A 16,661-nucleotide genomic window follows, 5' to 3' on the forward strand; every position below is an offset into this window, starting at 1 on the left:
TGGGCGCCTCGGTGGTCGTCGGGGTGACGGACCGTACTCATGGGGCAGGCCTTCTCAGCTCGTCGATTCGTCGCTCAGTTCGTCGGCTCAGCTGTCACCAACCACGGGCACGACCGCCGACGGTTGGTAAATACAACTCAATACGACTCAATACAACTCATGGCGCGGGATCCAGTGCCGCGTCATTCAGCGGAGGCACCTCGGCACAACCGAAGAGTTGCGCAATGCAACCTCCCATTAACGTTGTACTATACAACCATCCCGACGAAAGGCAAGCCATGGCTCATCGCGAGGACTCCGTCGAGACCATCCAGCAGGAGATGACGGCATTCGCCCGGCGAGCCCGCGCGACCGCCGCCCGGATGCACCCCGAGCTGTCACTGGTCTCCTACACCCTGCTCGCACACCTCGACGACCAGCGCGGATGCCGCGCCATGGACCTCGCGGCGCACTACCTCCTGGACAAGTCCACGGTCAGCCGGCAGATCGCCGCACTGGAGAAACTCGGCTTCGTCGAGCGCCGCGTCGACCCGGACGACAACCGGATCCAGGTCCTCCACCCCACCGAGAGGGGTTCCCAGGCGCTCGCCAGCGCCACCGCCAGCCGCCGCCAGGCCTTCCACGAACGGCTCGCCGACTGGGACGAGGACGACCTCCAGCGCTTCGCGACGTACCTACGGCGCTACAACGCCGCACAGCAGCACCACACCTAGCCCGCCGACCGCGCGCGCTACTTCCGGAAGCGCTCCGGACACTGCCCGCCGTCGGCGAGGTACCTCTCGGCCCAGCGCCCCAGCTCCCTGAGCGCCGGCTCCATCGCCAGACCCGCCTCCGTCAGCCGGTACGACACCCGTAGCGGGGGCCCCGCGTCCACCTCGCGCAGCAGCAGCCCGACCGAGGCCAGTTCCATGAGGCGGTCGGAGAGCATCCGCTCGCTGATCCCGGGGATGGCCCGCCGGAGATCGGCGAAGTGCACCGGGCCCGGCATCAGGGTGGCGACGATCAGCCCCGTCCAGCGCTTCCCGAACAGCTCGAAGACGCGCGCCATGCCCGTGTCGACCTGCCTGCACGTCGCCTCGCCGTGGTCCGCCATACACCCAGAGTACCGCTCCCCCGTTGGTTACTGCAGAAAAGTAAGTACCTGTGTTATCAATAGGAACGTACGGAATTCAACCAACGGTCGTGGCGCCGCCCGGCCGCGTATCGAAGGACCGCACCATGGCCACGCTTCTGCTCATCGACTCGTCCGTGTTCCCCGAGGGCGGCTCCGCCTCCCGTTCGGTCACCGCCGCCTTCCGCAAGGCCTGGGAGGAGCAGCACCCCGACGGCACGGTCATCCACCGCGACCTGGCCGCCGAGCCGCTGCCCCACCTCGACGGAGTCGCCGCCTCCGCCGGCTTCGCCGACCCGGCCACCCACACCCCCGAGCAGCAGGCCGCCTTCGCGCTGCGCGTCCGGCTCGCCGAGGAACTGGAGCAGGCCGACGCGGTCGTCATAGCGGCTCCGATGTACAACTTCACCATCCCCTCGACCCTCAAGGCATGGCTCGACCAGGTGATCATCATGGGCCGTACGGCGGGCGCGGAGCCGACCGCCAAGGGCACACCGGCCCTCGTCGTCGCCAGCCGCGGCGGTTCGTACGCGCCCGGCACGCCCCGTGAGTCCTTCGAGTACGTGCAGAACTACCTGGAGGCCGTCCTCAACGGCGGCATGGGCCTCGAGGTCGACTTCATCGTCCCCGAGCTGACCATGGCGCCCCAGAACCCGGCGATGGCCGAGCTCGTCCCGATGTACGAGGCGTCCCGCGAGAAGGCCCACGCGGACGCGGCGGCCAAGGCCACGGCCCTGGTCGAGCGCCTCGCCGGCGCCTGAGCCGGACCCCGCAGCCTCCTCCGGGGCACCACCCCGGAGGAGGCCCCGGCCCGGCCCGCGCCCGCTCGTGACGAACACAACACTGCGGGCGCCTGCCCGCGCACTCGTCCGTCGGCGAGGACGGCCGGCAACGAATGAACGCAACCGAACGAACACATACACAACGCACGCATACAGCGCGCATACAAAAGGCCCCGGCTTTCCGAATTTCTCGGAAGCCGGGGCCTCATCTGTGCGCGAGGGGGGAGTTGAACTCTCCTCTCGCGCACTGTCATTTGATCCTATGATCAGCCAAAACGCCTTAGGGGCCTCTCTCTTCGCTTCGGTCCGTCGTTGACTATGACCTGGCCTTTTCGGGGTGTTTCTGGATGCTGTTGGTCATGCGTTGGTCACGTGAATCCCGCGCCCGACCAGCTCGTTTCCCGGAGCGTTGGACGCGCTGTCGGTGCGGCTCGTTGCGAGCGGACGCCGCCGACGGACACTTCGCCGTGGCTTGCGGCAGTTCTGTTCGTGGGCGTAGATGACGGCGGCCACGGCAAGGCCGCGACTTTCCCAGTTGTGCCGTACGAGTCGCTGGACCTTCATGCCGTGGTGGCGTGCTTCCCATCCCCGGACACTGCGACCAGTGATGCTGGCCACCCGTTCCACGCTGCCGATAGTTTCGCCGTGCAGCCTCACCAGCCATTGCCCCTCGAAGGTGCATGCGAGCTGGACGAGGGTGTACCCGTCTCCGAACTCGTGAGACATGTCCACGGTCCGGACGACTCGCTCGGCCTCTGCCGGTTCGGTGCTCGACGTCTCGTCGTCCGGGCGCAAGGTGGTCGCCGTCTGCTGGTCGCCCGGCGCCGCCGGGACGGCGGCTGTGCGGATGGCGTCCACCAGGTCGGCGGCGATGCGCTCGATATCTTCGGGGCGGCCGTCGAGGCCGTTTGTGCCGTCGGGGAGCGGTCGGCCGTGGCGTACGGCGCCGGCGGCGAGCTCGACGCGGTGGGCGAGGGCGGCGGTCAGTTCGAGGATGCGGTCCGCCTCGCTGCTGTCGCCCGTGGGCTTCGGCAGCCGGATCACTCGCGGCGCCGTGGTGGACGGGTCGTGGCGACGCTCGGCGACGCGGGCGCGATACGCCTTGGCTTGGCAGGCGCGCGAGCAGTAGACGGCGGGGCGCCCGGTGCGAGCGCGAGGCCGCTTGGGGCCGGCGCACACGGGGCAGGTCTCGGAGTGGGTTGCGGCAGGCATGGGGTCCCCCAGCATGTTTCGTCACGCGTGTTGAATCGGGCGTCGGCGAAATCGCCGCGGCAATGCGGTGGTACTCAACGGCGGAGCCCCGTCCGGTACTTCGGACGGGGCCGGGCGTCGGTGCCGAGTCAGCCGCGCCGCAGCGGTGCGCTCTCCGCGGGAAGGGGGCCAGGCGTGAGGTGGGGCGCGCAGTCGGGGCAGGCGTAGAGCGTCACTCCGGGGCCGCTCGCCCTCTCGATGTATCGCACACCCACGGGGGCGGCCGTCTCACGCCCGCAGCGGCAGCAGGCGGTCATGCTCCCACCGCCACGTGCAACGTGCGGCCACCCGGGCGGACGTGTACGCCGTGGATGGTCGTCGGGCCGACGTCGATGCCACGTAGGGCCATGTCGAGTGCCCAGCGTCGTTCGGCCTGTGCCCGACGCTTCGGGTCGTCCGGGTGCGTTTTGGGGGTGCGGAGCACGTAGGGGCGTATCGGGCTGAGGGTGTCCCGGAACGTTCGGTTCTCGGCCGCGTCGCGGGCGTATGGGCTCTTGTGCTCTGGCAGTGGCTGTCGGGGCTGTGGGGAGGGAGTGGGCGCTGGTTCCGGTGCGGGGGTGGGGGTGGCGCGGTGCTTCCCGCGGGCGGGGAAGAGCAGCGAGCACAGGCGCACGAAGGCGCGCGCGATAGGCTCGGGCATGTTCGTCAGCTCCTTCATAGCTGATGGGCACACCGCCCCGGTGACGACCTTGCCCGTCGTCACCGGGGCTTTCTTGTAGACGAAGCTATACCAGTAGTCTCTAGTCGTACAGCCTCGGGACTGTACGTATAGAGCGGAGCAATGTGGAACCTAGCGCCCTACCCTTCTGACCCATGAGCGACTATGGGCCGGACGACGAGATCGTTCACGGCGGGCCAGTACCGGTATATGTGCAGATCGCTGGGGTGTTGCGCGCCCGTATCCAGCGCGGCGACTGGCAGCCCATGCGTCCCCTCCCGGGCGAGCAACGTCTCGCCGACGAGTTCGGCGTTGCCCGGATGACGGCCCGTAAAGCTGTCCGAGTGCTTGCTGACGAGGGCACAGTGTTCGTAGTTCCGCAGCGTGGGGCCTTTGTCTCTGCGCCGGGAAACCCAGCCCCGGACGCATGACCTAGGCCGATCACATCCACACGTTGTGATCGCCGCCCCGCCACTCGATCAAGTCGCGATCTTCGAGAGACACCGTGTCGAGACCGGCTCGCCGTAGAAATTCAAGAAGGTCGACGCTGCTGTACGCGAGACCGAGGATTTCACCCCGGCTGGTGACTCGCCTGCCACCGGTGGGGGACGGCGGGTGTACGACGACGGGCGGCCGATCAGCCACACCTCCAGCGTCCCCTAGCTCACCCACCCGTGCATCCCGTGGACGACTCCGTCCGCCGCGCGGCGTGCGTGGCGGGCGGAGTCTGCGGTGGGCCCTGCGCCGGGCTTGCGGTAAGGCCCGGCCAGTCTTCCAGCAGGGCGAGGAGCTCAGACGAGGTCTGCGGGGTCGGTGTTGGCTCCGCAGAGCACCACAGCGACCGACTCGCCGGGGGCGGGGGTGTAGGCGCCCGAGGTCAGGCCAGCCACGGCAGTTGCCGCGGCGTGCTCGACGGCCAAACGTCGGTGATCCCAAAGCGACTGGCGGGCGGCAATGATCTGCTCGTCGGTCACCAGGACGGAGCACACGTCACCAGACACGGCTGCGTGCAGCGCCATGCGGGAGGTGCGGCGCGCCCCTAGTGAGTCTGCGGCCACAGAGTTCACGTCGACATCCACCACGTCCCCGGCCTTGACAGCCGCGTTCAGGGCACGGCAGGTCTCCGGCTCCACGGCGATGACCCGGATGTCGTGCTGGGCAGCCGCTGTGGCCACGCCGGCGAACAGGCCACCACCGCCGACGGCAACGACGATCGTGTCGACCGGCGGGGTGTCCGTGCGGGTGGCGATCTCTTCCAACAAGGTCCCAGCGCCAGCCGCGATGTACGGGTTGTCGTACGCGTGGGAGGGCAGGGCGCCCGTCTGCTCGGCGTAGGCGGAGGCGGCTTCGGCCGCATGGTGGTATGCGTTCCCGGTGAGATTCACGGTCGCCCCGTAGGCCTGGAGGCGGTTGACCTTCACCGAAGGTGCGGTCTCGGGCAGGAACACCGTCGCAGGGATTCCGTGCTGGGAGGCAGCCCAGGCGCAGGCCAGTCCCGCGTTTCCGCCGGAGGCGATGACAACCCCGGATTTGGGCATAGTGCCGTTTTCGAGGTGGGCGGCGGTGAAGTTGTACGCCCCGCGCGCCTTGAACGAGCCCGTGTGCTGCATGTGCTCCAGCACCAGCCAGACGTCCGCCTCGCCAAAGGCCCCTGGGTCGGCGGGGGCGAGGGTGACGGGTCGCACCTTGCCGCGGATGCGTTCCGCGGCCTGGACGACGTCTTTGTAGTCGATGTGGTCGGTGATGTCGGACACGGATCAACTCCAGTAGATGAGATGGCCAGTGGAGGTCAGGCCGAGGAAGAACGCAAACGCGATGCGGCGGCCGCCGGGGTTCACCGGTTCGACGGCGTGGAAGTGAGTGGGATTGAACAGCAGTCCCTCCCCCAGCTGCGGAGCCAAGTGGAGCTCCTGATAGCCGTCGACCACTTCCGGGCGGTAGCCGTATGCCTGCCGGTGAGCTTCGTCCGTCGGGTGCCAGCGCCGCCGCCACACCCGGGTTTCGCCACCCGAAGAGGGGACGGCCACCCACACGTTGAAAGCGAGCTGCGCAATGACCCTCTGGTCGAAGAGGCCGGCAGGGTACTCACGTACGACCTCGTCATAGTGGATGAGCGCGCCGTTGTTGATCTCTCTCAACGTCCCGCCGAACGCGGCGCGGCCGCCGATCGTGGCCGGGCTGATCGCCGCTCCCCACGCCTGACCGAGGCGTTGCAGAGCTATCGACACGGGGTCACAGCGCAGACCTGCGCGCGCCCATGCTGCGCGTGCCTCATCGGTGACCTGCCAGTACCGGTCAGCGTCCAACTCGCCCCCGTCGGCACGGTAGTCGTTCAATGCCGGTCCGAACCGGGCGATCGTCGCAGCCATCCGTGCCGGGTCGTAGGTGCCGACCGGCAGTGCCTCAACGGCTTTGACAGCTTCCGCACACTCCTGCGGGCTCAGCAGGCTCGGGACCCGCACCGCGCCGGCTGTGCCTGCGGCAAGCGCGGCCAGATGCCTGTCGGTGAACGCTCCGGCATCGATCAGGGTGAATAGTGGGTCAGAGATGGTGGCGTTCATTTTCCCTTCCTCTCGGTTGTTTCCGTGGACGATTGGCGAGACCCACCGCCCGATGGCTCCCACGCTGCTGCGTTATCCGGCTCCGCTGTCGGGGCCTATGCGTGCGTACGGAACCAGACCTCTGGGGGGGGGAGGGCCGGGGTCCCGCCCGGTGGAGGAGCTCACCAGGCGGGACCTGTTTCCCTCACCGCGCTGCCGTCATGGCGCGGCATCCGTGAAGGGAGTGCCTAGGACACTCCCCGCTGGACGGACCGGGGCGAGAGCTGAGCCCGTCGGCTCACGCGGGACACGTCTGTCCCTGCTCAGGGCTAGTCCGGTCGGGGGAAGTCGTGCGGGCGGGGCGGCCGGAAGGTACGCCACGGCGGCCCCACCCTGGTCTACGTCGGCGGAGTGTCGTCCGCCGTCGGGCCGGTCATGGAGCCGCCCTTCGACGGGTCCGGAACGTCGCTGCCCGCCGTCTGGATGGCGTCGACGCACGGGTTGAGGCCACGCAGCATCTCCGCCAGTTCCTCTTCGGTCAGCTCTGCCATCCACGCAGTACGGGCCTTGACCTCCGCCCTTCTCCGGTCAAGATGCCGGTACAACTCCCGGTACCTCACATGCCGATTCCACGCTTGCTCGCCCCGGTCCCACAGCCGCGACCAGACGCCCGCCCTCACAACTCCGCCGCCTTGAGAGTGCGGGCCAGCTTCGCGGCCGTGCCGACGCTGACGCGGCCGAGGTTGATCCGGAGTTTGCCGTCGGCGGTGTCGCTGAGCGTCATTTCCGGGAACGCCATACCTACGTCAGCGAGGGCGAGTTGCAGATCGCGGTAGGCGTACGCTGCCGCCTGGCTGGATGTGGGTACCTCGGTCGTCATCACCGACCCTCCAAGGCCACCGGGAGGCCAGCGGCGAGGGCGCACTCGGAACAGACGGTGATGTCGACGCGGCCGGGGACGGGGATCGCGGGACGGGCCAGGGTGTAGCCGTGGTGGCAGACCGGACAAGCGTGCCCGGCGATCGCGGGTACAGGCCACTTCTCCCGTGGCGGGATCACAATTTCCGGGCCGCTCACTGGACACCTCCGAGATTGGCGTAGGCGTCGAACATGGACGAGTCCCAATGCGCCGGATCACCACTGCGGTCGGCGATCGCGCGGGCCTCCGCGCTTATCGGCTCGGTAAGCGCGCGGGTGGGCGCGTCCATCGTGGTCCTGGTGTTCGCGCTGAAGTGCTGCTCCTGGTACGCGTTCATCGTCATCGCGGCCTTAACTGCTCGCGGAATTTGGTGGATTGGCGTGTCGTCCACAGCGAGGGACGCGAGGAGACACACCAACTGCAGCTACATGACCGTCAGTTCATGCTTCTTGGCCGACGATCCGTCACCGCACTGGCAGGATGCACCCATGGAAGCGATGTCCGCAACGTTGGAATTGAAATCCGCAAAACTAGAACTCCAGTGCTGTGGACCTCCGGCCCTGCATGCGGGCACACTTCACCCGTGAACACACCCGATGACCCCGCAAAGGGGGTCAGTCACCCCGCGCCGTACCCGAATTGACCCACACGAAGGGCAGGTCACAGATGGCGACCGTTCGTCTCGTCCCCACCGTCCGTCGACGGCGGCTCGGCGGCACCCTGCGCAGGCTGCGCAACGAGGCCGGCGTGTCGATCGACGCCGCCTCGGAAGGCATGGAGTGGGATCCGAGCAAGCTGAGCCGGATCGAAAACGCCAAGGCGCACTTGCCCGTGAAGGACGTGGCTCGGCTCCTCTCGCGCTACAAGGTGACCGACCCGGCTGTGATCACAGCCCTCGAAGGGCTCGCCCAGGACGCCAACAAGACCGGTTGGTGGACGACGTACGGGAACGTCGTGGCCGACGGATACAAGGACTACATCGGTCTCGAAGAGGACGCCGCGTCGACGCACATCTATGCGCAGGGCCTTATCCCTGGGCTCCTACAGACCGGCGCGTACGCCCGCGAGATCATCGCCGGAACGGCCCCGCACCTCGCACCGGACGATGTGGCCGCACTCGCGGAGGTACGCAAGAAACGTCAGGCGATCCTCACCGACAGCAGCCGCCCGAACGGACCCCTCAAGCTGTGGGCCGTCATCCACGAGGCCGTTCTCAGCTATAGGTCAGCGGCTCAGCCGTCACTGATGCGGGAACAGCTTCGCCACTTGCTCGACATGACCGATCTGCCGAACATGACCATCCAAGTCATGCCGAAGGACGCCCCCGCGCACCCCGGAATGGTGGGTCCCTTCCACGTCGTACGGTTCCCCTCGCCGTGGCCCACAGTGATCAATCTGGAGAACATTCGGGGCGGCTACTTTGTCGAGGGCACCGACGACGTGCAGGCGTTCGAGTCAGGGTTTGAACTGATCGTTGCCGCCGCTCTTCCCGTGGATGACTCCCGGGAGACCATTAAGAAGATCATGGAAGGAACACCCTCATGAGCACAGAAGACCGTTTCGCACTCGACCTGATGGGTGCCGCCTGGGTGAAGTCGTCTTACTCCGACGGCGGACAACAGTGTGTGGAGGTCGCCGTGAACCTGCCTGGCCTCGCGCCGGTCCGGGACAGCAAGGACCCCGAGGGTCCGGCCCTCATCTTCCCCCGGGCTGCTTTCGCCGATTTCGTCAACGCCGCCGGGGGCGGCAAGTTCGGCGCCCTCTGAGCCCCTCCCGCACCAACACGCGAGGCCCGTCCCCAGGTGAGTTGGGGACGGGCCTCGCTCGTACGTGCGCATCAGGACCCTACCCAGCGGTGTCGAGAACGCAAGAACGCGCCCCCGCTCACGGCCACTTGCGGCCGTGAGCGGGGGCGCCTTGATCAGTGGGTCATTTCCCATGCGGACAGGACGAGGGCTGCAACTGCGACAAGAGCGGTGATGGTCGGCCATGGCCACCTGTTTGCTTCGAGGTGGCGGATGCGTTCCTCATGGTCTTCGAGCTCACCAGTAATGGCAGCGATGCCGTCCAACTTGCCTTCAATACGGTGAACGCTTTCGCGGAGGCCTCGAAGTTCGCCGTACATCTCGGCCGCGGTGATGGTGACGACCGGGGCGGCCTCATCAGTCACGGGTTCCTACCTGTAGTGGGGGTTTCGGTGATGCCGGGGCCGTCGCTGCCCGTGCCCGCAGCCGCGATGGAGGTGAGGAGGGAGAGGAGTGCGGCGGTGCCGGCGAGGGCGAGTCCGTGCTCCCAGGGGACGTGGAGGATGTCGGTCGTGTCGAGGCCGAGTGCGGCGATGAGGGTCTGGGCGAAGGTGCGAACGGCGCGCTCGACGGCGGCGACCCAGAAACGGGAGGTCGTGAGGTTGGCTGTCGCCATGCAAGGGGCTCCTGTTCAGTCGGTGACGTCGAAGTCGTAGCGGCGGCCGAGGGCGGTGAGGGACTTGCGGCCGGGGATGCCGTCGGCGTCGCGGCCGGTGTAGCCGAGGCGCCGTTGCCATGCGGCGTAGGCGGTGATGGTCTTGGTGCCGAAAGAACCGTCTCCCCACGTGGCGTCGAGCAGCCCTTCAGCGATGAGGGCGTGTTCGACGTACTCAACTTCGGTTTCGTAGGTGGTGTGGCCCTGCGCGGCCCGGGGATCCCTGCGCGCCGCTTCGCGGAGGTGAGCCACGCTGACGGCCGAGACGGCACCGTCCGCGTTCGTGGTGGGCTTCGTGTCCGCCGTGCCCTCTGGCTTGGCGCCAAGGCGGTGCGTGATGCGGGCGCGCATGTCCGGCATGCCGAAGCTGGGGTCGATCTTGGTGTTCGTCCACTCTTTGTGGCCGATCACGGATTTCGCGGTCCAGCCGTGGGCGCGGCAGATGGCGGCCGCGATGCGCTCGATGGCGTCGAGCTGTTCGGCGGGCCAGGGGTCGTTGCCGTCGCCGAGGTTGATGCATTCGAAGCCGTAGAAACGGGCGTTGCCGTCGGTGTCGTTCTCGGTCGGTTGTGGCGGGGTCTGGTTGTAGTCCTCGGCGATGACCGCGTTCAGGACGTCGCTGTCTCCGCGGCCGGCGTGGTTGGCGCGGCCGTTGCCGACGAGGTGGACGGTGCCGGTCTTGTCGACGACGCCGTGGCAGAGGGGGCCGGGCAGGTCGTCGTATCCGTCCCAGCACATGGCGACGGAGGAGTCGGTGCCGCGGGTGACGGTGTGGTGGATGACCACCCCGTTGACCGGCCCCCAGGGGCCGTGGCCGGCACGGTTGTGGGTGCGCCAGCCGGGGTGCTCTACGACGGTGACACCTTCGTTGCGCAGGGCCGTGACGAGAGCGTCGGCGGACAGGGGTGTGGCCATTGCGGCTCCTATCTGGTCGGGGTCTCGGGCTCGTCGCCTGTGCTGCCGTCCTGCTCGGCTGGCTCGGTCTCGTCGGCAGGCGGGGCGGGGAGCCGGCCGCGAAGCTCGCGTACCTCCTCTTCGAGCCGGCGGATGCGGTCGAGGAGGTCGGGCGGGATCACTGCCATAGGTCAGCTCCCGTCGTTGCCGATGGCGCTGTGGGTAGCGGCGTCGAGGGTGAGGGTGGCGGTCTCGGGCTGGCCGCGTTCGGGGGCTCGGACGGTGAAGCCGACGACCCGGTAGCGGCCAACGCCGGCTGTCGTCCAGACGTCGGCGATGCGCAGGCGGATGGTGGCGCCGAGGATGGCGGGGGTGAGGTGGGCGGCTTCGAGGTTCACCGTGATCTCGGGCACGGTCGCTCGTGTCCAGGCTTCGGTGAGGTCCGCGGCGGCGTGCTCGTCGAGCGCCCTTTTGGTGGTGATGGTGGTGTAGTCGCTGGTGCCGTCCAGGCGGGGCCATCCTGCGTCGATGGCGCCGGTGATGTGCAGCGGCGTGGACATGAGCGGACGGTTGGTCGTGCTGTTGGTGGCGCCGCGGGACTGCCAGTGAGTGGCGCGGGTGGTGGCATCGTACGGGAAGCGGTACGACATGACCGGGCCTGGAAAATCGAGCACGGTCTCGGCCCGTCCGCGGCTGGTGGCGATGCGGGGGTGCCCGAGCTGGAGCTCTTTGACACGTTCGCCGGCGTCGGTGCGGTAGCAGCGAATGCGCCACTCGAAACCGTTCTCCACACCGGCAAGCTTGTCGAGGAGCTCACGGAGTTTAGACAGGTCGTATCGGCTGTACTTCCGCGTCCGCGTCACTCCGGACCGGGCGGTGCCGAGGCGGATCCCGATGTCGCCGCCCTCACTGGACCGCGCGAAGCCCACCAGGCGGCGGACGAGGTCGAACTGGTCCTCATCCTTGGCCGTGAGGTCCGCGGCGAGCAGCCGGTGGTCCAGGTAGCTGTCAAAAGTGCCGGCTTGGATCTCGGCTTTCGCCGGCGCCCCGCGGGTGGTGGAGCCAAGGGCAGTGGTCCAGATGATGCCGCCCCACCAGATCACGCGGTCGCGTTCGATCCACACGGCGGTACGGCCAGGGACCACGGCGGCTTTGATGCGTTCGGCGGTGGCGTGGTCCGGGGCGGTCAGTGTGCCGGTCATGGTGCCGGTCTTGCCGATGTAGTCCTCAATGCTGACGCCGGCGACGGGCAGGGCGTCGAGGACTCGGTCGGTGCGGAGGTCGCAGAACAGGGCGCGGTAGGTGGCGGTCATGCGCCGATCCAGATCAGGGACAGGTTGGAGTAGGAGCCGGGGATGTCGGTGATGCGGGCGGCTGTGTGCAGCTGCATTTCGATGTAGTCGCCGGCGCTCAGGTATGCGCCGATCGAGCCGCCATGTCCCTGGTTGCCGTTGGAGTCGGCGACGTAGGAGAGTTGCCACTGTGAGGCGCCGCCGTTGCGGATGATGCGTGCGTGGGCGTCCCGTGCTCCTTGGGGCCAGGTCTGCTGGGCGGTGATCAGATATAGGCCGCGGGCCGGGGCGGTGAGCCGGGAGCGGTGCGATGCCGTCCACATGCCGGCGTCGGATTCCACCCGGGCGGCATCCCACTGGACCGACACGTAGCTGCCGGCGGCCAGGTCGTAGGCGGCGTTTTTGAGTACCTGCGCATAGTGGCGTTCGACCACGGGGCGCCAGGCTCTGCCGTCGAAGCGTTGCGGCTCACTGCCGTCGTCGCGGTACTGGCCGCGGTAGGCGCCGGTGGCGTTGGCCTGCGGGATGATGCCGCCGACGGCGGCGGTGTAGGGGCGCACGTCGGTGGTGGCGGCGGGGAAGTCGATGCCACCGCCACCGGCGGATACCCGGGCGGCGACGTCCACTCGGTACAAGGCCAGTGCCCCTGCCGGGAGCGGCGGCGGGGCGGGGGCGGCAGCAGGGGTGCCAGGGATGATTTCGACGGTAGCGCGGACCTGTCCGGAGGCGTCGTGCGCGGCGTCGTAGACACGGAGCACCACCAGGTCGGTGCGGGGGTTGTCGGGGTCGCCGTCGGCGAACGTCAGGATTTCGTCTGCGGTAACGGCGACCGGGTAGGCGCCCTGGACCGGGTTTCCCTGCACGATGGCGCGGCCGACGCCGAGGGTGGCGGTCATGGGGCCGGTGGCGGTGAGGGCGAAGGGGGTGCCGCCGGGGATCACGCCGGGCTGGGTGGTGAGTTCGGCGGCGGGGGCCATGGTGCCCAGCGGCGTCATGCGGGTGTCGTTGCGGGTCTGACCGCCCGCGGCGTCCCCGCGGGTGGTCAGCCATGCCGCCCGTACGGTCATGATGGTCTCTCCCTTGCTGGTTGGGGGTCACCACCAGGCGGAGCGCCATAGGACGGTGAGGGCGCCGGAGGGGTTGAATTCCTCGGCGCGGAAGGTCAGTTGTGAGGGGCCGGGTGGGAGGGTGAATGCCTGCTCGGGGCTGCTGCGTGTGGTGGCGGTGTACAGGCGCGGGGCGGTGTCGTTGAGGGTGACGGTGCCGTCGCGGGTGTCGATGACGAGCCGGTCGGTGGCGGTGAGGGTGAGGTCGTATTCGAGGACGGCGCCGGTGGCCTGGTGGGTGATCACCGGCCGGATCACCGGGCCGGTGATGACCAGCGTCGGGTAGGTGTCGGCGTCCCCGCCGTTGTCGACGACGACCGCGCCGGGGGTAGCGGTGCCGCCCCAGTCGAGATCCCACTCGACACCGGGCGGCGGGTCGGCCGCGTGCCAGTCGAGGCCGGGCTCGGGAGTCGGCAGTCCTGTGCGGGCTACCTGCTCGGCGACTTCGTACCGGCGGGGGTCGGCACAGGTCCATTCGATCGCGCCGGCCGGGTTGCCCCAGGTGTACGTACGGTCGGCGGTCAGGGTGCGGCGGGTGACGCGCGCCCACATCAGCCGTCGGGAGCCAGCGAGTTGGACGATGAGAGGGGTCTCCTCCTGCCGGAGGGCGGTGGCGCGTCGCAGCCCGTCGAGCACGTCGGGGAGGCCGACGATGCCTCGGTCGTCGACGAGGAAGTCGAAGGTGAGGACCCGTGGCCCGGCCAGTAGCCAGCCGGGCCACGATCCGTGGGATGCTGGCATGGGGACGGAGGCGTCGTCCAGGGCGGGAAGGTCGTCCCAGCCGGTGAGCTGTCTGCCGTGGATGGGGGTGTCCTCGCCCATGAGGAAGGCGCCGAATTGGATCTGCCCATCCGTGGTGACGTGGACTTCAGCGGGTGCTGCACGCACGCCGGATCACCCCCTTCCCTTGGCCAGCCAGGCGAGCTCTCGGGCGATGCCGGCTGGGGGCTGGCTTTCGTGAGCGACGAAGGTGTCGATGGAGACGACTGGCCTGCTCGCGGCGCCGCTGTTCATCGTCACGGCCGCGGCAGCGGTCTCGAACTGCGGGGCGAGGTTCGGCCGGTAGGCGGCGACCTCGTCTGTGACGCCGCGCAGTTGGGCGCGCAGGTCGGGGACGGAGTCGGTGATGCCGTCCAGGAATCCGGCCATGACCAGGTGTCCGGCCGGCCGCAGAATGCGGGCGTCTCGGGTCGGTGGGCCTTTCCAGGAGGTCAGGCTGTCGGTGATGTCGCCGAGGACGGACCGAATGGATCCGATCATGGATTGGATGCCGCCGACGAACCCCTGGATGAGGCTTGCGCCGGCGTCCCACAGGAGCGAGCCGATGTTGCCCAGGGCGTTTACGGCCATGGACGGGACGTTGCCGATCCAGTCCACCGCCTGGCCAAGGCCGCCGCGTACGGCCGCGAGGAACTGCGAGCCGGCCTGCTCCGCCTTGCCGGCGAGGAAGCCGGGCAGGGAGGCGATTGCCGCGAGGGCCTTGCCGGGCAGGGAGGCAATCCAGGACACGATGCCCCGCACCATGTCCGGAATCACGGAGTGGCCAACCAAGTGATCGTAAAGCCATTCGAAAACAGAGCTAATCCCGTTCGCTACCCATCTCACGGCGGCGATGGCCGGAGACAGGAAACGCTGAAGTCCACTAATGAAGCTGATCAACTTCTGAAGCGCCGGAATCGCGTACTGTGTAATGGCGCTGATTCCCATGCTGATCAGTGCCGCCGAAAGCCTGGCGATCGGCGGGATGATGGGAAGGATCGCAGGCAGCAGTTGTCCGGCAAGCTGCGTACCCAGCTGCGTGAGCTGCGGAATCAGGGGCGCAACAGCCACAAGGAGTTGCCCGAGTGCGGCTCCGACCTGCCCCATCGCGCTGGCCAGAACCGGCATGATCGGAGCCAGGGAATTGAACACAACGACGAGCTGGCCAGCGTATCCACTGATCAGTTTCGCGATAATCGACGCGATCCCTGAAAGGACAGGCCCCAAGTAACTCCCGATTCCGCTCGCGAGCTGCGAAATTACCGGCGTGAGCGACTTGAAGACACGTCCAAGGGCGCCGAATACGGGCTCGATTGCAGGTAGAAGGGCCGCGATGATGTTGCCCACAGCGGTAAGCAGGGGCGAAAAGGCGACCACGAGTTGCCCCGCAGCGCTGGCGGCGGAGGCGAGGGCGGGGCCGAGGGCCTTGATCACCGGCTGAAGGGCAGAGCCCAACGCCTTGATCAGGGTCTGGGCTGGCGGGCCGAGCTGCGACAGCACCTGGCCGACGACGCGGAGCGCCTGCCCGGCCAGCGGCGCTGCGGTCTGGGCCAGTTGCCCCATCGTGGCGAAGAGGGCTTTGAGGCCGCCCTGTACGTCGGGGCTGGCAAATGCCGTCTTCATGGCGCCGGTGATCGTCTGCAAGGTGCTGACGAACCCGCCGCCGGAAAGCTGCGCGGCGCTGAAAACGCTGCCGATGACACTGGCGACGTTGCCAGCCACCGTCATCAACTGGCCTATCAGGCTGATGGCTTGGTTGATGAACGCAGTGAGCTGGCCGGAGGCTAGTCCTGTGCTGATCTGTGCTGCGATACGGGTAGCCGCACCACCGGCGGCCCTCGTCACCTGATCGAATGCCGGCGCCGCGGCGACGGCTATCTGGCCCAGGGCTGTGACGAACTGGCCAGGGATCTTGGAGAGGTTGCCCAGGCCCTTGTTGGCGCCGGCCAGTGCCTGTCCCAGCTGTCCGCTGGCGGACAGCTGCCGCACGGCCGCCACCACGCCTTGGCTCATCTGGTTCAGCGCGCCGGCCGCACCTACCAGGCCACGCCGGAGCACCGGCAACGCGACCGCCCCCGCGTGGGTGATCTGCGAGGCCAGCCCGTCGAACAGCCGCTCCTGGACTGCCGTGCGTACTGCGATCAGCTGCGGCTGCATGCCCTTGAGCGAGAAGACGAACGCCCTGGCGTTCGGCGTGAGGCGCGCGAGCGCCTCGTTGAACTGCTCCGCCTTCGTGGGATCGAACGCAGCTGCCAGGGCGTCGCCGATGCCTTGTGTGCCGAGCTTCAGGGCGGCGGCTGCCGTTCCCATGGCGACGATGCCCGTAGCGGCGAGCGCCGCGGCCGGAGCGATGCCCTGAAGAGCAGCTGTCAGACCAGCCGCAACGGGAACGGCCGCCCCGATCGCGGCCGCGATCTTCCCGAACGTTCCCGCCATACCGCCGAGGCCGGCGGCGACCTTCCGCAGCCGGTCCAGTACCGAGGAGGCATTGCTGATGGAGCGGCGGTCTCCCTCGGCCCGGACCGGTACGAGGATGGGCGGTGCGAGATGGGCAAGTTCAGCGCGAAGCCGTGCGATCGCCGCGGCGTTCGTCGTGGGCTGCACCGGTACCGGCAGTGCACCCATCGTTCGCAGCTCGGTCCGCAGCCGGCCTGCGAAGCCCCTCAGCGACGGCACCACCGGCACCGTCGCCCTGGCATAGATAGGCGTGCGCAGCTCAGTCCGCAACCGGTCCTTGAATTGCGACAGGTCCGGGAAAACGGGCACCTTCACACGCGCCCGGTGCTCGGTTCTTTCCAGCGCGTCCCGCAGATCAGCGGCGAAGCGGGAGGTATCAGGGACGACGCGGACACTGACGCGGTCCGCTTCGCGCCCTCCGGGGCCAGCCAT

Annotated in this window: 21 protein-coding genes; 5 read left to right on the forward strand and 16 right to left on the reverse strand. The window is 68.4% G+C overall.

What is annotated here, in order from left to right; all coding sequences use genetic code 11:
* The first annotated feature begins 278 nt into the window (after positions 1 to 278).
* Entirely contained in the window at positions 279 to 713 is a 435-nt protein-coding gene (locus AZE13_RS09570; RefSeq protein ID WP_066929024.1) for a MarR family winged helix-turn-helix transcriptional regulator, read from the forward strand.
* A 17-nt stretch (positions 714 to 730) separates the two neighbouring features.
* On the opposite strand, the gene AZE13_RS09575 is transcribed toward AZE13_RS09570, so the two are convergent.
* Positions 731 to 1,093 (reverse strand): winged helix-turn-helix transcriptional regulator, encoded by a 363-nt coding sequence (locus tag AZE13_RS09575; RefSeq protein WP_066929026.1) that lies wholly within the window; start codon positions 1,091 to 1,093, stop codon positions 731 to 733.
* 125 nt (positions 1,094 to 1,218) lie between these two features.
* Between AZE13_RS09575 and AZE13_RS09580 the strand changes: the two genes are divergently transcribed.
* Positions 1,219 to 1,872 carry an FMN-dependent NADH-azoreductase gene (locus AZE13_RS09580; RefSeq protein ID WP_066929028.1) on the forward strand — a complete coding sequence of 218 codons (654 nt, stop codon included), beginning with the start codon at positions 1,219 to 1,221 and terminating at the stop codon, positions 1,870 to 1,872.
* Positions 1,873 to 2,250: 378 nt separating this feature from the next.
* Here AZE13_RS09580 and AZE13_RS09585 read toward each other — a convergent pair whose 3' ends face one another.
* Both AZE13_RS09585 and AZE13_RS36265 read right to left on the reverse strand, forming a co-directional pair.
* The gene (locus AZE13_RS09585; protein WP_147264627.1) at positions 2,251 to 3,105 is read right to left on the reverse strand and encodes a hypothetical protein; all 855 of its coding nucleotides are present in this window, start codon (positions 3,103 to 3,105) and stop codon (positions 2,251 to 2,253) included.
* 292 nt (positions 3,106 to 3,397) lie between these two features.
* Positions 3,398 to 3,784: a hypothetical protein gene (locus tag AZE13_RS36265; RefSeq protein ID WP_147264628.1), complete on the reverse strand. Its 387-nt coding sequence runs from the start codon at positions 3,782 to 3,784 to the stop codon at positions 3,398 to 3,400.
* Positions 3,785 to 3,957: 173 nt separating this feature from the next.
* Between AZE13_RS36265 and AZE13_RS33835 the strand changes: the two genes are divergently transcribed.
* Positions 3,958 to 4,233, forward strand: coding sequence for a GntR family transcriptional regulator (locus tag AZE13_RS33835; RefSeq protein WP_079123849.1), 276 nt, complete (start codon positions 3,958 to 3,960; stop codon positions 4,231 to 4,233).
* A gap of 360 nt (positions 4,234 to 4,593) precedes the next feature.
* Here AZE13_RS33835 and AZE13_RS09590 read toward each other — a convergent pair whose 3' ends face one another.
* The 5 genes from AZE13_RS09590 to AZE13_RS09605 all read right to left on the reverse strand — a co-directional run bounded on the left by AZE13_RS09590 (position 4,594) and on the right by AZE13_RS09605 (position 7,604).
* Positions 4,594 to 5,556, reverse strand: coding sequence for a threonine/serine dehydratase (locus AZE13_RS09590; RefSeq protein WP_398780125.1), 963 nt, complete (start codon positions 5,554 to 5,556; stop codon positions 4,594 to 4,596).
* 3 nt (positions 5,557 to 5,559) lie between these two features.
* Positions 5,560 to 6,363 (reverse strand): 2OG-Fe(II) oxygenase family protein, encoded by an 804-nt coding sequence (locus AZE13_RS09595; RefSeq protein WP_066929032.1) that lies wholly within the window; start codon positions 6,361 to 6,363, stop codon positions 5,560 to 5,562.
* A 377-nt stretch (positions 6,364 to 6,740) separates the two neighbouring features.
* The gene (locus AZE13_RS33845) at positions 6,741 to 6,893 is read right to left on the reverse strand and encodes a hypothetical protein (RefSeq protein ID WP_258527676.1); all 153 of its coding nucleotides are present in this window, start codon (positions 6,891 to 6,893) and stop codon (positions 6,741 to 6,743) included.
* A gap of 125 nt (positions 6,894 to 7,018) precedes the next feature.
* A complete protein-coding gene (locus AZE13_RS09600; RefSeq protein ID WP_066929034.1) occupies positions 7,019 to 7,222 on the reverse strand; it encodes a hypothetical protein in 204 nt (67 codons plus the stop codon).
* Positions 7,223 to 7,415: 193 nt separating this feature from the next.
* Positions 7,416 to 7,604 (reverse strand): hypothetical protein, encoded by a 189-nt coding sequence (locus AZE13_RS09605; RefSeq protein ID WP_147264629.1) that lies wholly within the window; start codon positions 7,602 to 7,604, stop codon positions 7,416 to 7,418.
* A gap of 323 nt (positions 7,605 to 7,927) precedes the next feature.
* Here AZE13_RS09605 and AZE13_RS09610 point away from each other — a divergent pair, with 323 nt between their 5' ends.
* Both AZE13_RS09610 and AZE13_RS09615 read left to right on the forward strand, forming a co-directional pair.
* On the forward strand, positions 7,928 to 8,806 hold the full coding sequence (locus tag AZE13_RS09610; RefSeq protein WP_066929038.1) for a helix-turn-helix domain-containing protein: 879 nt from the start codon (positions 7,928 to 7,930) through the stop codon (positions 8,804 to 8,806).
* Positions 8,803 to 9,027 carry a DUF397 domain-containing protein gene (locus AZE13_RS09615; RefSeq protein ID WP_066929040.1) on the forward strand — a complete coding sequence of 75 codons (225 nt, stop codon included), beginning with the start codon at positions 8,803 to 8,805 and terminating at the stop codon, positions 9,025 to 9,027. Before AZE13_RS09610 ends, AZE13_RS09615 begins: the two co-directional genes overlap by 4 nt.
* A gap of 155 nt (positions 9,028 to 9,182) precedes the next feature.
* Here the strand turns inward: AZE13_RS09615 and AZE13_RS09620 are convergent, their stop codons facing one another.
* From AZE13_RS09620 to AZE13_RS09650, 8 genes are read right to left on the reverse strand one after another with little or no spacing between them, the layout of a single operon-like run.
* Positions 9,183 to 9,431 (reverse strand): hypothetical protein, encoded by a 249-nt coding sequence (locus tag AZE13_RS09620; RefSeq protein WP_258527677.1) that lies wholly within the window; start codon positions 9,429 to 9,431, stop codon positions 9,183 to 9,185.
* The gene (locus AZE13_RS09625) at positions 9,428 to 9,682 is read right to left on the reverse strand and encodes a holin (protein ID WP_066929043.1); all 255 of its coding nucleotides are present in this window, start codon (positions 9,680 to 9,682) and stop codon (positions 9,428 to 9,430) included. Before AZE13_RS09625 ends, AZE13_RS09620 begins: the two co-directional genes overlap by 4 nt.
* 15 nt (positions 9,683 to 9,697) lie before the next feature.
* Positions 9,698 to 10,636 carry an N-acetylmuramoyl-L-alanine amidase gene (locus AZE13_RS09630; RefSeq protein ID WP_066929045.1) on the reverse strand — a complete coding sequence of 313 codons (939 nt, stop codon included), beginning with the start codon at positions 10,634 to 10,636 and terminating at the stop codon, positions 9,698 to 9,700.
* 8 nt (positions 10,637 to 10,644) lie between these two features.
* Positions 10,645 to 10,803: a hypothetical protein gene (locus tag AZE13_RS36785; protein ID WP_181690295.1), complete on the reverse strand. Its 159-nt coding sequence runs from the start codon at positions 10,801 to 10,803 to the stop codon at positions 10,645 to 10,647.
* 3 nt (positions 10,804 to 10,806) lie between these two features.
* Entirely contained in the window at positions 10,807 to 11,928 is a 1,122-nt protein-coding gene (locus AZE13_RS09635) for a hypothetical protein (protein ID WP_066929047.1), read from the reverse strand.
* A complete protein-coding gene (locus AZE13_RS09640) occupies positions 11,925 to 12,974 on the reverse strand; it encodes a hypothetical protein (RefSeq protein ID WP_066929049.1) in 1,050 nt (349 codons plus the stop codon). The genes AZE13_RS09635 and AZE13_RS09640 overlap by 4 nt, the downstream gene beginning before the upstream one ends.
* 27 nt (positions 12,975 to 13,001) lie before the next feature.
* Entirely contained in the window at positions 13,002 to 13,901 is a 900-nt protein-coding gene (locus AZE13_RS09645) for a phage distal tail protein (protein ID WP_066929051.1), read from the reverse strand.
* 6 nt (positions 13,902 to 13,907) lie between these two features.
* On the reverse strand, positions 13,908 to 16,661 hold the full coding sequence (locus tag AZE13_RS09650) for a hypothetical protein (protein WP_066929053.1): 2,754 nt from the start codon (positions 16,659 to 16,661) through the stop codon (positions 13,908 to 13,910).

Origin of the sequence: Streptomyces sp. NBRC 110611 (genome assembly GCF_001590865.1) — a bacterium.
GTDB lineage: Bacteria > Actinomycetota > Actinomycetes > Streptomycetales > Streptomycetaceae > Streptomyces.

Coding starts and splice junctions, on each gene's coding strand:
- AZE13_RS09605 (WP_147264629.1), bottom strand. CDS start 7,604: ATGACGATGAACGCGTACCAGGAGCAGCACTTCAGCGCGAACACCAGG.
- AZE13_RS09615 (WP_066929040.1), top strand. CDS start 8,803: ATGAGCACAGAAGACCGTTTCGCACTCGACCTGATGGGTGCCGCCTGG.
- AZE13_RS09575 (WP_066929026.1), bottom strand. CDS start 1,093: ATGGCGGACCACGGCGAGGCGACGTGCAGGCAGGTCGACACGGGCATG.
- AZE13_RS09610 (WP_066929038.1), top strand. CDS start 7,928: ATGGCGACCGTTCGTCTCGTCCCCACCGTCCGTCGACGGCGGCTCGGC.
- AZE13_RS36265 (WP_147264628.1), bottom strand. CDS start 3,784: ATGCCCGAGCCTATCGCGCGCGCCTTCGTGCGCCTGTGCTCGCTGCTC.
- AZE13_RS09635 (WP_066929047.1), bottom strand. CDS start 11,928: ATGACCGCCACCTACCGCGCCCTGTTCTGCGACCTCCGCACCGACCGA.
- AZE13_RS09595 (WP_066929032.1), bottom strand. CDS start 6,363: ATGAACGCCACCATCTCTGACCCACTATTCACCCTGATCGATGCCGGA.
- AZE13_RS09650 (WP_066929053.1), bottom strand. CDS start 16,661: ATGGCTGGCCCCGGAGGGCGCGAAGCGGACCGCGTCAGTGTCCGCGTC.
- AZE13_RS09625 (WP_066929043.1), bottom strand. CDS start 9,682: ATGGCGACAGCCAACCTCACGACCTCCCGTTTCTGGGTCGCCGCCGTC.
- AZE13_RS09600 (WP_066929034.1), bottom strand. CDS start 7,222: ATGACGACCGAGGTACCCACATCCAGCCAGGCGGCAGCGTACGCCTAC.
- AZE13_RS33845 (WP_258527676.1), bottom strand. CDS start 6,893: ATGGCAGAGCTGACCGAAGAGGAACTGGCGGAGATGCTGCGTGGCCTC.
- AZE13_RS36785 (WP_181690295.1), bottom strand. CDS start 10,803: ATGGCAGTGATCCCGCCCGACCTCCTCGACCGCATCCGCCGGCTCGAA.
- AZE13_RS09630 (WP_066929045.1), bottom strand. CDS start 10,636: ATGGCCACACCCCTGTCCGCCGACGCTCTCGTCACGGCCCTGCGCAAC.
- AZE13_RS09585 (WP_147264627.1), bottom strand. CDS start 3,105: ATGCCTGCCGCAACCCACTCCGAGACCTGCCCCGTGTGCGCCGGCCCC.
- AZE13_RS09570 (WP_066929024.1), top strand. CDS start 279: ATGGCTCATCGCGAGGACTCCGTCGAGACCATCCAGCAGGAGATGACG.
- AZE13_RS09580 (WP_066929028.1), top strand. CDS start 1,219: ATGGCCACGCTTCTGCTCATCGACTCGTCCGTGTTCCCCGAGGGCGGC.
- AZE13_RS33835 (WP_079123849.1), top strand. CDS start 3,958: ATGAGCGACTATGGGCCGGACGACGAGATCGTTCACGGCGGGCCAGTA.
- AZE13_RS09640 (WP_066929049.1), bottom strand. CDS start 12,974: ATGACCGTACGGGCGGCATGGCTGACCACCCGCGGGGACGCCGCGGGC.